Consider the following 13,144-nt stretch of genomic DNA (forward strand, 5'->3'; position numbering starts at 1 on the left):
GTGACCGATGGCGGTTGGTCACTGCTTCGTGTAGGTCAGCCGTTCGCCGCTGCTGGTGTTCACGCGCTGGAGCGTGCCGTCGGACAGGAGGGTCACCTCCGTGGCCGCGCCCGGGGTGCAGGCGGTGCGGGGCTGCCCGACCTTGACGGTGGACGGGCCGATGCTCAGCGTGCCGCCGGCCCCGGGTGCCGCGGTCAGCCGGCCCTCGAAGACGCAGTGGTAGGTGCCGCCGCCCTTGGTCGGGCCGTCGGCCACGAGGGACAGGACCGTGTCGCCGGGTTCGCCCTGCTGGAGGGTGAGCGAACGGCTGTGCTCGCCGTCGGCGTTGTCGATGGTCGTGGTCCAGGTGCCGAGGTAGCCGGCCGGGATCGTGCCGTCCGCCGGTGAGGGGGAGGTGTCCGCCTGCGAGGTCGTCGGGGAGGGACCGGGCGTGGTCGGGGTCGGGCCCGTGCTCTGTGTGCCGCCGCGTCCGTCGTCGGCCCGGTCCTCGCCGCCCTGCATCAGGGCGTACACCGACCCGCCCGCGGCGAGTGCCACGACCAGGGCGATCACGACGAGCAGCGCGGTGGACCGGCCGTCCCGGCGCGCCGGCTGGGGCTGCGGGGGGCCGTACGGCGGGGTCGTGCCGTAGGGCGGCGGGCCGTAGGGCGGGGTGGAGCCGAGGCCGCCGTAGGCGGAGTGGGGCGCGGGTACGGCCGGGGTGCCGGGCTGCGGGTGCTGCTGGGGGTAGCCGTACGCCGGGTACGGGGGCGCGGGCGTTCCGGGTGGCGAGTAGGGCGGGGCGCCCGCTGCCCGAGGCTGGTGGGACGCGGGAGCTGCGCTCTGCCCCGCGGCGATGGTGGGCAGATGGTTCAGGGGCGGGCCCTCGCCGGGTCTGCCCGGCGGGGGCGGGCCGGCGGCCGCTGCCGCCGGGGCCGGGGGCAGGGCGGGGCGCGGCGACGACTCGTCGGCGGCGGGGGCATGGTCGGGGGTGGGGGCACGGTCGGGGCCGGGGCCGGGTTTCTCCGCGGGGACCGGACCCGGCGCCCGCGCGGCGTCGTACCCCGGCTGCGGACCCGCGGCGACCGGGCCCGGCGGCTGCGCGGCGTCGTGCCCCGCCTGCGGACCCGCGGGGACCGGGCCCGGCGCCCGCGCGGCGTCGCGCTCCGGCTGTGGACCCGCGGCGGCCGGTCGCGCGGTGCCCCGCGCCCCTTCGGCGGGCCCGGCCGCCCCCTCCGGGTCCTCCGTGTCCAGCAGCCGCACCGCGTGCCGCCCCAGCTGGGCGACCAGTGCGCTCGGCAGCCAGGGGTCGAGGGCGCGGCCGTCGGAGACGGTGTCGTCGGCGCCCGTGCGCTGCAGGATGCGGTCGAGGGAGGGCCGGGCGGCGGGGTCCTTGCGCAGGCATTGCCGGACCAGGTCGGCGATGCCCTCGGGGACGCCCTCCAGGTCCGGTTCCTCCTGGGCGATGCGGAACATCATGGCGTGCACGCCGCTGTTGGCGGTGCCGAAGGGCAGGGCGCCGGTCGCGGCGTAGGCGAGGACGGAGCCGAGGCAGAAGACGTCGCACGCCGGGGTGATGCGGTCGCCCCGCACCTGCTCGGGCGCCATGAAGCCGGGCGATCCGACGAGCGCGCCGGTGCGGGTGAGCCCGCCGTCCGTCACGGTCTCCAGGGCGCGGGCGATACCGAAGTCGATGACGCGCGGGCCGTCGATGGTGACGAGCACGTTGGACGGCTTGAGGTCGCGGTGGACGATGCCGGCGGCGTGGATGTCCTTGAGCGCGTGCGCGAGCCCGGCCGCGAGGATGCGGACCGTGCGCTCGGGCAGGGCCCCGTGGTCGTGCCCGACGACCTGCTGCAGGCTCGGCCCGGCGACGTACCCGGTGGCGACCCACGGCACGGCCGCCTCGGTGTCGGCGTCCAGCACCGGCGCGGTCCAGTACCCGCCGACCCGCCGCGCGGCCTGCACCTCCTGGCGGAACCGCTCCCGGAACTCCTCCTGCGCGGCCAGTTCCTCACGGACCAGCTTCACGGCGACCGTACGGCCCCGCTCCGAGCGGGCCAGGTACACGTGCCCCATGCCCCCCGCACCGAGCCGCGCCAGCAGCCGATACGCACCGATCTGCTGCGGATCCCCGGGCCCCAGCTTCTCCATCGCTCAGCCGCCTTCCCCCCACACGTGAGCAACAGACCGAGAATAGTGCGGGGCCGGGGCGGGGTGACCTGGACAACGTCTACGGTTCCGTAACAGGCGGCCCCACCTGGTCCAGCACCGTCGACAGCCGTTCCAGCAGCCGCACCGCCTCCGCCAGCTCCGCCTCCCCGAACGCCTCGGCCAGCCGGTCGGCGAACGCCGCGTGTCCGGGGTCGATCCGGGCGATCGCCGCACGGCCCGCCTCGGTCGCCGCGAGGAGTTTGGCCCGGCGGTGCGCGGGGTTCGGCCGGTACTCCGCGAGCTCCTTCCCGACCAGCAGGTCGGCGATGCGCTGCACGCTCTGCCGGGTGATGCCCATGGCGCGGGCGATGCCGGAGACGGGCAGCGGCTCCCCGAGGACCGCGCCGAGCACCTGCCACCAGGCGGCGGTGAGCCCGGCGGGCCGGGCCAGTTCCTCCGCGACGGCGAGGAACTGGCCGTTGAGGCGGAACGCGCCGAGGGCGCTGCGGCTGAGCAGGTCCTGACGCTCGCGGCTCACAGCGCGCCGGCCTTCTCGAGCACCTGGTACGCCGCCGCGTCGGAGTCGTGGAACAGCCGGTACCAGGCGTCGAGCACCTCCCCCTGGTGGACGCCGAGCAGCCGCAGGATCTCCCGGGCGAACGCGACCGGCTCGGTCGGGCCGGCGGTGACCAGGCCGCGGTCGGTGACGGCGTCGGTCTCGACGTAGCGTCCGCCGCCCGCGTAGCCGGTCGCGGCGAGGTAGAAGGAGACCGCGCCGGTGTGGTCGCGGTCGTCGAGCAGGCCCTCGCGGGCGAGTCCGGCGGTGGCGCCGCAGATCGCGGCGACGGGGACGCCCGCATCGAGGAAGGCCCGGGCCGTGCGGGCGAAGGGCGCGAGGTCGCCGGACGTGTCCCAGAGGTCGGCGCCCGGGAGGATCAGCAGCGCGCTGGCCTCGGGGCGCAGGTCCGCCAGGGCCAGGTCGGGCAGGATGCGCAGTCCGCCGGTGCTCCGCACGGGGGCGGTGGTCGGGCCGACGGTGCGGATCTCGTGGCCGGCGCGGGCGAGGTGGGCCGTGGCATGGCCGGTCTCCCAGTCGGCGAGGGTGTCGTAGACGGCGAGATGGACGGGCTTGCGTGTCATGGTGCCTCCTCGCTCCGAAGTATGACAACATCCTGTCCTTTCGACAGCATGTTGTCAATAGGGCGTTCCCGCGCCACCGTGCCGTCGACAACCTGTCGCGGAAACCCCCGGACCTCACACACGACGCCGATTTCGCGCCCCCACCCCGCGTGCCTACGCTCGCCCGCATGACCCCTCAGCCGAACCCCGAAGCCGGTGCCGCCGTCAAGGCCGCCGACCGTGACCACGTGTTCCACTCCTGGTCCGCGCAGGAGCTCATCGACCCGCTCGCCGTCGCCGGTGCCGAGGGGTCGTACTTCTGGGACTACGACGGCCGCCGCTACCTCGACTTCTCCAGCGGGCTCGTCTACACGAACATCGGCTACCAGCACCCGAAGGTGGTCGCCGCGATCCAGCAGCAGGCGGCGACGATGACGACCTTCGCGCCCGCCTTCGCGGTCGAGGCGCGCTCGGAGGCGGCCCGGCTGATCGCCGAGCGGACCCCCGGCGACCTGAACAAGATCTTCTTCACCAACGGCGGCGCCGACGCCGTCGAGCACGCCGTCCGGATGGCCCGGCTGCACACCGGCCGCCCGAAGGTGCTCTCGGCGTACCGCTCGTACCACGGCGGCACCCAGCAGGCCGTGAACATCACCGGCGACCCGCGCCGCTGGGCCTCCGACAGCGGCACGGCCGGGGTCGTGCACTTCTGGGCGCCCTACCTCTACCGCTCCCGCTTCTACGCCGAGACCGAGGAGCAGGAGTGCGCCCGGGCGCTGGAGCACCTGGAGACGACGATCCGCTTCGAGGGGCCCTCGACGATCGCCGCGATCATCCTGGAGACCATCCCGGGAACGGCCGGGATCATGGTCCCGCCGGCCGGCTACCTCGCCGGGGTGCGGGAGCTGTGCGACACGTACGGGATCGTCTTCGTCCTGGACGAGGTCATGGCCGGGTTCGGGCGGACCGGTGAGTGGTTCGCGGCGGACCTGTTCGACGTCACGCCCGACCTGCTGACCTTCGCCAAGGGCGTGAACAGCGGCTATGTGCCGCTGGGCGGTGTCGCGATCTCCGGTGCGATCGCGGAGACGTTCGGGAAGCGGCCCTACCCCGGCGGTCTGACCTACTCCGGGCACCCGCTGGCCTGCGCGGCGGCGGTGGCGACGATCAACGTCATGGCGGAGGAGGGCGTCGTCGAGAACGCGGCCCGGCTGGGCGCCGACGTCGTCGGACCGGAGCTGCGGGCGCTCGCCGAGCGGCACCCGAGTGTCGGCGAGGTGCGCGGCACGGGCATGTTCTGGGCGCTGGAGCTGGTGCGCGACCGTGAGACGCGGGAGCCGCTGGTGCCGTACAACGCGGCCGGTGAGGCGAACGCCCCCATGGCCGCTTTCGCCGCCGCCGCCAAGAAGGGCGGCCTGTGGCCCTTCGTGAACATGAACCGGACGCACGTCGTGCCGCCCTGCACCATCGGCGAGGCCGAGCTCAAGGAAGGCCTGGCGGTGCTGGACGCGGCGCTCTCGGTCGCGGACGAGCACACGCGGTAGCCGCCGAGTACAGGCAGTACACACCGGTAAACCCGTCAGTAACCGACATCCTCGCGCCTCATTCGAACGCGTAAGGTGGCGTGCTCGTAGACCTGCGTATACGCGCACGCCACCCGAACGCGACGAGGGAGACGCCCCGACCATGCCCGCCAGCTCCGGCAACGGCGCCGTGACGCGCAGCACCCTGCGGCAGCAGATCGCCGACGCGCTCCGTGACGAGGTGCTGGCCGGGCGGCTCCAGCCGGGGCAGGAGTTCACGGTCAAAGAGATCGCCGAGCAGTACGGGGTGTCCGCGACGCCGGTGCGCGAGGCGCTGGTCGACCTCTCCGCGCAGGGGCTCCTCGACGCCGACCAGCACCGGGGCTTCCGGGTCCGCGAGTACTCGGTCGAGGACTTCCGCGACATGATCGAGGCCCGTGGCCTCGTCATCGAGGGCATGTTCCTCGCGCTGACCGAGGGTCGCCCGAACGCGGTGCGGCCGGACGATCCCCGGTCCGCCGCCGTCGTCGCGGGGGTCCGCAGGCGCGGCGAGGAGGCGCAGCGGGCCGCCGCGGCCGGTGACCTCACCGTCCTCATCGGCTACGACCTGCGCTTCTGGCGCGAGCTCGGCGCCTGCTTCGGCAACCCCTACCTCGCCGACTTCCTGAACCGGCTGCGGGTGCAGACCTGGGTCTGCGCGGTGCAGCACCTGCGCCGGCTCACCGATCTGCGGGGCGAGCTGTGGGCCGGTCACACCCAGTTGGTCGACGCCCTGATCGACCGCGACAACGACACCGCCCGGGCGATCATCGCCGCGTACAACGCCCACTCGGTCACCCTCATCGAGCGGCTCGCCTCCCGATGACCTGCGTCACCGCTGCCCGTATGGGTATGGGACATGCACGGCGGGAGCCGTGACGGTGGCGCACCGCTACCCTTCTTGACCACCGTGCTACCCGACCACCGCGCTGAGCGAGGAGCCTTCTTTGGCCTGTGACCTGTGGCTGGTACCGCTCGTCGACGTGTTGTGCCACACGCCGGACAACCCCTTCGCCGAGGAACTCGCGCAATACAACAAGGTGCTCGCGGAGGCCGGTCTGCCGCCGGTGCCGGTGTACCAGTACATGCCGGGCCTGTCCGGCGAGGTCGCCCCGGTCGCGGGCTTCGACTACGACGCGCTGCACTTCCTGCGCCGCGCCTACCTGCTCCAGGTGTGCGGCCTGCCGGTGACGCCCGTGGACGAACTCGGCGGCGACTACGAGCAGTTGCTGGAGATGTTCGAGTCGACGGCCCAGCAGTCGCACCTGGTCTGGCACTACGACCACGCGGGCGCGTACGTCCCGGTCGACTTCCCCGGCCCGCTCGCCGACGACGATCTCCTCGCGGGCGGCGGCCCGCTGGGCTCCTCGCACGCCCTGCTGCGCGAACTGGAGCTGGTCGCCCCGGCCATCGGGATCGACCCGGCGAACCCGCCGGCGGCCCCCCAGCCGCCGCTCGCCCCGACGGAGCTGGAGGAACCGGCCGTTCCCGCCCCCTACGACCCGAGCCCGTTCGCCCGCGAGCGGCACGTGTGGCTCGGGCTGCACGCGGCCGTGACCCGCAGTCTGGCCCAGGGTTCGATGATCGTCTTCAGCTGAGCCGGCGGTTCACCGTCCCAGCTGCGACAGACCCTTCTGCACGTCCTCCATGTTCATCACGGGCGTGTAGGAGATCTCCGCGTCCAGCTGGAGGAAGAAGGGTTCGCTGATGACCGGCATCTGCCAGCTGTCCTGCAGGTCGAAGAACACGTAGGCGGTGCGCTTGCCGTGGTCGGTGGTGAAGTAGGCCGCTTCGGGCTTGATCTGTTCCATCGACTCCTGGATCAGCTTCCCCAGGGTGCCGTTGCGGATGGCCTCGTTGGACTTCTCGGTGTCCATGCTCATCTTCAGCAGTACGCGCATCGTGGTCACCTTCTTCTGGTCGACGCACGTGGGGGTGTGCTTTCAGCGTATGCCGGTTCCGGGGAAGTCTCCCCGCGACGGAACGCGGGCCGCCCCCCGTGTGCACGAGGAGCGGCCCGCGGACGTCGGGACCGGTCAGAGGAACGAGTTGATCTCGATCGTCTCGTCACGGCCGGGGCCCACGCCGATCGCGGAGATCGGGGCGCCGGACATCTCCTCCAGCGCCTTCACGTACGCCTGGGCGTTCTTCGGCAGGTCGGAGAAGGACTTGGCCTTGGAGATGTCCTCGCTCCAGCCCGGGAGCATCTCGTAGACGGGCTTCGCGTGGTGGAAGTCGGTCTGCGAGTAGGGCAGCTCCTCGACGCGCTTGCCGTCGATCTCGTACGCGACACAGACCGGGATCTGCTCCCAGCCGGTGAGGACGTCGAGCTTGGTGAGGAAGAAGTCGGTCAGGCCGTTCACGCGGGTCGCGTAGCGGGCGATGACCGCGTCGAACCAGCCGCAGCGGCGGTCACGGCCGGTGGTGACACCGCGCTCGCCGCCGATCCGGCGCAGCGCCTCGCCGTCCTCGTCGAACAGCTCGGTCGGGAACGGGCCGGCGCCGACGCGGGTCGTGTACGCCTTGAGGATGCCGATGACCCGGCTGATCTTCGTCGGGCCCACGCCGGCACCGGTGCAGGCGCCGCCCGCGGTCGGGTTCGACGAGGTGACGAAGGGGTACGTGCCGTGGTCGATGTCGAGCAGCGTGCCCTGGCCGCCCTCGAACAGGACGACCTTGTCGTCCTCCAGCGCCTGGTTGAGGACCAGGACGGTGTCGGAGACGTACGGCGCGAGCTTGTCGGCGTAGCCCAGCAGCTCCTCGACGACCTGGTCCACGGCGATCGCGCGGCGGTTGTAGAGCTTGGTGAGGACCTGGTTCTTGACGTCGAGGGCCGCCTCGACCTTCTGCGTGAGGATCGACTCGTCGTACAGGTCTTGCACGCGGATGCCAACACGGTTGATCTTGTCCGCGTAGGTCGGGCCGATGCCGCGCCCGGTGGTGCCGATCTTCCGCTTGCCGAGGAAGCGCTCGGTCACCTTGTCCACCGTCACGTTGTACGGGGTGATGATGTGCGCGTTTCCGCTGAGGAGGAGCTTGGACGTGTCGACGCCACGCTCGTTCAGACCGCTCAGCTCGGAGAGCAGGACCGACGGGTCGACGACGACGCCGTTTCCGATGACCGGCGTGCAGCCGGGGGACAGGATTCCGGAAGGGAGGAGGTGCAGTGCGTACTTCTGGTCACCGACGACCACCGTGTGGCCGGCGTTGTTGCCGCCCTGGTAGCGCACCACATAGTCCACGGAGCCACCGAGAAGGTCGGTGGCCTTTCCCTTGCCTTCGTCACCCCACTGAGCACCGAGCAGCACAAGTGCGGGCACGCGCGTACACCCCTTCCGGGCGGGGCATGTCCATGGTCGAGGGCGCACGCGGACGTTCGCAGCCGCGTGCACCGCGACCGCCGTTGGCCGCCAACCGTCGGACCGGATGCCCCGGAATAGACGAAGCCCCTGGCGCAATAGCGCAAGGGGCTCTTGCACAAAGATGCTACCCGAGGAAGCGAGGCATGGCCGAGGTGGCGACTTCCGCGACGTCCGAACAGCTGCTGGTGGTGGTCGACCCGGTCGCCCGTAGGTCGGACGGCGAGTCCGTCAGGATCGCGAAAGACGTGCTCGGCGCGGGTGCCGGCATGAAGCTGTGCCTGCCGGACGGGCCGGAGGAGTTCGCCCGGGCGCTGGCCCGGCGGGGCTCGCGGCGGCCGGTGGTGGTGGGCGACGACCGGACCCTGATCCGCGCGGTGGCGCTGCTGCACCGCCACCGGGAGCTGGCCGGATGTGTGCTGTCGGTGGTGCCGGTCGGGGGCGCGCTCTCCCTGGCCCGGTCGCTGGGGGTGCCGACCGGGACGGTGGCGGCGGCGCGTGCGGTGCTCGACGGGGTCGAGCGGCGCATGGACCTGATGGTCGACGACAGCGACGGGGTGGTGCTCGGCGCACTGCGGATACCGCCCCTGCCGCCGTCCCCGGCCGGGGCGGGGCAGACGGCCGCGCCGGAGCCGGACGACGAACCGGCCCGCCCCTGGCTGCGGACCTGCCAGTCCCTGGTCCGGACCCTGGTGCCGGCGGGCCGCCCCTCGCGCCTCGCGGCCGCGCCCGAGCCGGGGCCGTCGCGGCTGCGGGTCGAGGTGGACGGGGAGACCCTCGTCGATCTGGACCAGCCGGTGGAGGCGGTGTCGGTTTCACCGGCCGCGGCGGGGGTGGCGTCGGTGGAGGTCAGACCGGTGTCGGTGGGCGCGGAGGCCTCACCGCTGCTCGCGGAAGGCCGCACGGTGACGGTGTCCGGGGCGCACTTCCGCTATCGCGCGGACTCGGTGGTGTCGGGACCGGTGCGGACCCGGACGTGGGTGGTACGTGAGGCCGCGTGGGGGCTGACGGTGCCGGCGGGGCGGTGAGACGGGCCGGGGGGACCGGCGGGGCCGGCCGGTGCCGGCTTCGCCGTCGGCTACGGCAGGCAGGGTGGCCCTGACCGGGCCGGCGGGGGTGCTGGTGGCCGGTGAGCTCGGGGGGCTGCGGCGGCGGGACCTGACCGCGTGCTCAGCCCACCTCCACGGCCAGCCCCTCCAGACCCCTGATCACGAAGTTCGGCTTGCGCACCGGCTCCGCCGCGAGCCGCAGCGTCGGCGCCCGCTCCAGCACCGCCCCCATCGAGGCGGCCAGTTCGATACGGGCCAGCGGGGCGCCGATGCAGTAGTGGATGCCGGCGCTGAAGGAGATGTGGGGGTTGTCGGTGCGGGTCAGATCGAGGGCGGACGGGTCGCGGAACACCGTGGGGTCGTGGTTCGCGGAGCCGAAGAGCATGGCGATCTCCGCGCCCCGGGGAATCGTCGTGCCGTCGATCTCGATGTCGTCCAGGACCCAGCGTTCGAAGAGCTGGAGCGGGGTGTCGTAGCGCATCAGCTCCTCGATCGCGGAGGGGATCAGGGAGTGGTCCGCGCGCAGGGCGGACAGCTGCGCCTCGTTGCGGAACAGCGCATACCAGCCGTTGACCGTGGCGTTCACGGTGGCCTCGTGGCCGGCGTTGAGCAGCAGGACGCAGGTGGAGATCATCTCCTGCTCGGTGAGCCGGTCCCCCTCGTCGTGGGCCTCGATGAGGCCGGAGACGAGGTCGTCGCCGGGCTCCTTGCGGCGTGCCGCTATCAGATCGCGCAGATAGTCGGAGAACTCGACCGACGCGCGGACCGCCCGGGCCGCCGTGTCCTCGGACGGGTTCAGCTCGTACATCCCGCAGATGTCCGCCGACCAGGGGCGCAGCGGGGCCCGGTCGGACTCCGGGATGCCGAGCATCTCGGCGATCACCGCGACCGGGAGGGGCTCGGCGACGTCCTTCAGCAGGTCCCCGCCGCCCGCCGCGACCAGCCCGGACACCAGGTCGTCGGCCAGGCCGCGCACATAGGGCTTCAGCCGCTCCACCGTGCGCGGGGTGAACGCCTTCGACACCAGACGGCGGATCCGGGTGTGGTCCGGCGGCTCCAGGTCGAGCATGCCGTGGTCGTTGAGCGTGTGGAACGGCTCCTGCTCCGGCGGGGGCGCCGTACGGCCGAACTCCTCGTGCGTGAAGCGGTGCTGGTACGTCCGGCCCAGGCGCCGGTCGCGCAGCAGGGCGGAGACGTCCGCGTGGTGCGGGACGAGCCACTGGTTCGTGGGCTCGAACCAGTGCACGCGGCCCCGGGCGCGCAGCTCGGCGTAGGCGGGGTACGGGTCGGCGAGGAACGCCGGGTCCCACGGGTCGAAGGCAGCCATGCCGGGACGCTAGCCCCAGATCACCTCCACTGACCAGGGGTGTTCCTTCGCATGGGTCGGGACGGGACGGCGAAACGAAGATCGTTAAGCTGGTCGGGCCGCCGCCCTGGCGGCAACTTCCCTCACACGGAAAGAAGTTCATGACCCACCAGCGAGCCACGCTCCGCACTCGCGTCCCCGCCCGTCTGGCCGCCTCGGCCCTGCTCGCCCTGTCGCTGACCGCGGGCGCTGCGGCGACGAGCGCCCCGGCCGCCACCGCCGCCGAGATGCCCTGCAAGCCGAGGGTGTACTACTACGTCTACAAGGGCAGCGGCGTGAACTTCCGCACGGGCGCCGGCACCGGCTACGCCTCCAAGGGCCTGCTCCACAAGAACGACTGGGGCAAGAAGATCGCCACCAAGGGGTCCTGGATCAAGCTGAAGCTCGGCCAGAAGTCGAGGAGCGGCCTCGCCAAGGGCACCACCGGCTGGGTCTCCAAGTCGTACGTGAGCGACTGCGTCCCGATGCAGCTGGACTGACCGGCCCCCTGCGTCGCCCCGGGCCTGCGCGCCCGCGGGCGGCGCCCCCGGCTAGCCCGGTGTCACCAGCCGCGCCTCGTAGGCGAACACCGCCGCCTGTGTGCGGTCCCTCAGGCCCAGCTTCACCAGGATCCGGCTGACGTGCGTCTTGATCGTCGACTCGGCGACCACCAGCCGCTCCGCGATCTCCGAGTTCGACAGGCCCTGCGCGATGAGCACCAGCACCTCCGTCTCCCGGTCGGTGAGATCCCCGTAGGCCGCCTGGGCGGAAGGCATGAGGTGCGGCTTCTCGGAGAGCTTGGAGAACTCGGTGATCAGCCGCCGGGTCACTGACGGCGCCAGCAGCGCCTCCCCCGACGCCACCACGCGCACCCCGTCGGCGAGCTGGCGGGCCGAGGCGTCCTTGAGCAGGAAGCCCGAGGCGCCCGCGCGCAGCGCCTGGTAGACGTACTCGTCGAGGTCGAAGGTCGTGAGCACGAGCACCTTCGCCGCGCCGTCGGCGGCGACGATCTCGCGGGTCGCCTCGATGCCGTTCAGCTCGGGCATGCGGATGTCCATCAGCACCACGTCCGGGGCGAGCTCGCGGACCTTGGCGACGGCTTCCCGCCCGTTCACCGCCTCACCGACGACCTCGATGTCCGGCATCGCGTTCAGCAGGACCGAGAAGCCCTCGCGCACCATCATCTGGTCGTCCGCGATCAGCACGCGGATGGTCATGCGGCGCCCTCGTCCGGCAGGGAGACCGGCAGGAACACCGCCACCTCGTAGCCTCCGTCGTCGCTCGCGCCCGCTGTCATCTCCCCGTTCAGCATCGACACCCGCTCGCGCATGCCCGTGATGCCGTGCCCCGCGCCGGGCGAGGTCTTGATCAGGCTCGGATTCGGCGGCGGGCCGTTGACTATGCGCAGGCCCAGGCCGCCCAGCACGTACCCGATCTCCACCCGGGCGGTCGCCCCCGGCGCGTGCCGCAGGGTGTTGCTCAGCGCCTCCTGCACGATGCGGTACGCCGACAGCTCCACGCCCTGGGGCAGCTCGCGCACCGCTCCGGTGACCACCTTGTCGACGCTCAGCCCGGCCTCCCGCACATTGGCCAGCAGCCCCTCCAGGTCGGCGAGCGTCGGCTGCGGGGCGTCCGGGGCCTCGTAGTCCTCGGCGCGCACGACGCCCAGGACACGGCGCAGTTCGGTCAACGCCGCCACCGCGTTCTCCCGGATCGTGGCGAACGCCTTCTCCAGCTCCGGCGGCGGGTTGTCCACCCGGTAGGGCGCGGCCTCCGCCTGGATGGCGACCACCGACATGTGGTGGGCGACGACGTCGTGCAGCTCACGGGCGATCGTCGTGCGCTCCTCCAGCAGCGTGCGGCGGGAGCGCTCGTGCGCGGTGACCGTCTGCTGGGCGGTGACCTCCTGCACGGCGTCCCGGCGGATGTGCCGGACGGTGACGCAGAGCAGGATCAGCGCCGAGATGATCAGCATGGCGGCGGAGTTGGTGCCGTATGTGTTGGTCGGGCCGATGCCGCTGTCCGCGACGATGGCGTACAGCGCCGTCAGCACCCACATCCACCCGGCCGTGCGGGGCCGGGTGCGCAGCGCCACGACCGTCAGCACGGTCAGGTGGCAGACGAAACCGCCCGGTGCCCAGGGCCACTCGCCCCAGCGGCTGCCGAGCACGGCGACGACCGGGGTGGAGACCATGGACGCCCAGAACGCCCCCACCGGCCGCACCATGGTCAGCAGCACCGGAACCGCGCAGAACAGACCGGTCAGCGCGGCGGGCCCACCGGTGTCGACGGTGGAGAAGGCCACGGAGATCAGGGCCGCCACGACGATCAGGGCGTGCGGCGTCCAGGCCGCGTACTCCCGCAGGCGGCCGGGCAGCCGCCGGGCGAACCGCCCGTCCGTGCGCCGGGCCGGCAGCGGCCGGTAGGCGAAGGCGTCGTGGAAGAGGTCCTGCCGCAGCCCCCGCAGGGAGTCGACCGCCACCCGGTACTCCGGGCTGCGCGGCATGGCGCCGCCCCCCGGCGGCGTCGTCTGCATCTGAGTCGTCTCGGTCACGTACAGAACGGTAAGCGGCCCCC

The 13,144-nt window shown here is 72.6% G+C and carries 13 protein-coding genes; 5 read left to right on the top strand and 8 right to left on the bottom strand.

Annotated elements, in window-relative coordinates:
* Positions 1-18 precede the first annotated feature (18 nt).
* The 3 genes from ACFZDI_RS21615 to ACFZDI_RS21625 form a co-directional block, all read right to left on the bottom strand.
* The gene (locus tag ACFZDI_RS21615; protein WP_391252503.1) at positions 19-2,133 is read right to left on the bottom strand and encodes a protein kinase; all 2,115 of its coding nucleotides are present in this window, start codon (positions 2,131-2,133) and stop codon (positions 19-21) included.
* 79 nt (positions 2,134-2,212) lie between these two features.
* Entirely contained in the window at positions 2,213-2,671 is a 459-nt protein-coding gene (locus ACFZDI_RS21620; RefSeq protein WP_391252506.1) for a MarR family transcriptional regulator, read from the bottom strand.
* The gene (locus ACFZDI_RS21625; RefSeq protein WP_391252508.1) at positions 2,668-3,273 is read right to left on the bottom strand and encodes a DJ-1/PfpI family protein; all 606 of its coding nucleotides are present in this window, start codon (positions 3,271-3,273) and stop codon (positions 2,668-2,670) included. Before ACFZDI_RS21625 ends, ACFZDI_RS21620 begins: the two co-directional genes overlap by 4 nt.
* A 167-nt stretch (positions 3,274-3,440) precedes the next feature.
* Here ACFZDI_RS21625 and ACFZDI_RS21630 point away from each other — a divergent pair, with 167 nt between their 5' ends.
* The 3 genes from ACFZDI_RS21630 (at position 3,441) to ACFZDI_RS21640 (ending at position 6,412) form a co-directional block, all read left to right on the top strand.
* Positions 3,441-4,796, top strand: coding sequence for an aminotransferase class III-fold pyridoxal phosphate-dependent enzyme (locus tag ACFZDI_RS21630; RefSeq protein ID WP_391252510.1), 1,356 nt, complete (start codon positions 3,441-3,443; stop codon positions 4,794-4,796).
* A gap of 142 nt (positions 4,797-4,938) precedes the next feature.
* The gene (locus tag ACFZDI_RS21635) at positions 4,939-5,640 is read left to right on the top strand and encodes a GntR family transcriptional regulator (RefSeq protein ID WP_234849521.1); all 702 of its coding nucleotides are present in this window, start codon (positions 4,939-4,941) and stop codon (positions 5,638-5,640) included.
* Between the two features lie 121 nt (positions 5,641-5,761).
* Positions 5,762-6,412: a hypothetical protein gene (locus tag ACFZDI_RS21640; protein WP_234849520.1), complete on the top strand. Its 651-nt coding sequence runs from the start codon at positions 5,762-5,764 to the stop codon at positions 6,410-6,412.
* A 9-nt stretch (positions 6,413-6,421) separates the two neighbouring features.
* Here ACFZDI_RS21640 and ACFZDI_RS21645 read toward each other — a convergent pair whose 3' ends face one another.
* Together ACFZDI_RS21645 and ACFZDI_RS21650 are read right to left on the bottom strand one after the other, a co-directional pair.
* A complete protein-coding gene (locus ACFZDI_RS21645; protein WP_234849519.1) occupies positions 6,422-6,715 on the bottom strand; it encodes a hypothetical protein in 294 nt (97 codons plus the stop codon).
* A 135-nt stretch (positions 6,716-6,850) separates the two neighbouring features.
* A complete protein-coding gene (locus ACFZDI_RS21650; protein WP_053670473.1) occupies positions 6,851-8,134 on the bottom strand; it encodes an adenylosuccinate synthase in 1,284 nt (427 codons plus the stop codon).
* 185 nt (positions 8,135-8,319) lie between these two features.
* Here ACFZDI_RS21650 and ACFZDI_RS21655 point away from each other — a divergent pair, with 185 nt between their 5' ends.
* Positions 8,320-9,201 (top strand): acylglycerol kinase family protein, encoded by an 882-nt coding sequence (locus ACFZDI_RS21655; protein ID WP_234849518.1) that lies wholly within the window; start codon positions 8,320-8,322, stop codon positions 9,199-9,201.
* Between the two features lie 142 nt (positions 9,202-9,343).
* Here ACFZDI_RS21655 and ACFZDI_RS21660 read toward each other — a convergent pair whose 3' ends face one another.
* Complete coding sequence (locus tag ACFZDI_RS21660; protein WP_234849517.1) at positions 9,344-10,549, bottom strand: cytochrome P450; 1,206 nt, start codon at positions 10,547-10,549, stop codon at positions 9,344-9,346.
* Between the two features lie 140 nt (positions 10,550-10,689).
* Here ACFZDI_RS21660 and ACFZDI_RS21665 point away from each other — a divergent pair, with 140 nt between their 5' ends.
* The gene (locus tag ACFZDI_RS21665; RefSeq protein WP_234849516.1) at positions 10,690-11,067 is read left to right on the top strand and encodes an SH3 domain-containing protein; all 378 of its coding nucleotides are present in this window, start codon (positions 10,690-10,692) and stop codon (positions 11,065-11,067) included.
* Positions 11,068-11,118: 51 nt separating this feature from the next.
* On the opposite strand, the gene ACFZDI_RS21670 is transcribed toward ACFZDI_RS21665, so the two are convergent.
* Both ACFZDI_RS21670 and ACFZDI_RS21675 read right to left on the bottom strand, forming a co-directional pair.
* Entirely contained in the window at positions 11,119-11,784 is a 666-nt protein-coding gene (locus ACFZDI_RS21670; protein ID WP_234849515.1) for a response regulator transcription factor, read from the bottom strand.
* A complete protein-coding gene (locus ACFZDI_RS21675) occupies positions 11,781-13,121 on the bottom strand; it encodes a histidine kinase (RefSeq protein ID WP_391252516.1) in 1,341 nt (446 codons plus the stop codon). The genes ACFZDI_RS21670 and ACFZDI_RS21675 overlap by 4 nt, the downstream gene beginning before the upstream one ends.
* Positions 13,122-13,144 lie beyond the last annotated feature (23 nt).

The sequence above is a fragment of the Streptomyces sp. NPDC007907 genome (assembly GCF_042959365.1).
Lineage (GTDB): Bacteria > Actinomycetota > Actinomycetes > Streptomycetales > Streptomycetaceae > Streptomyces > Streptomyces indiaensis.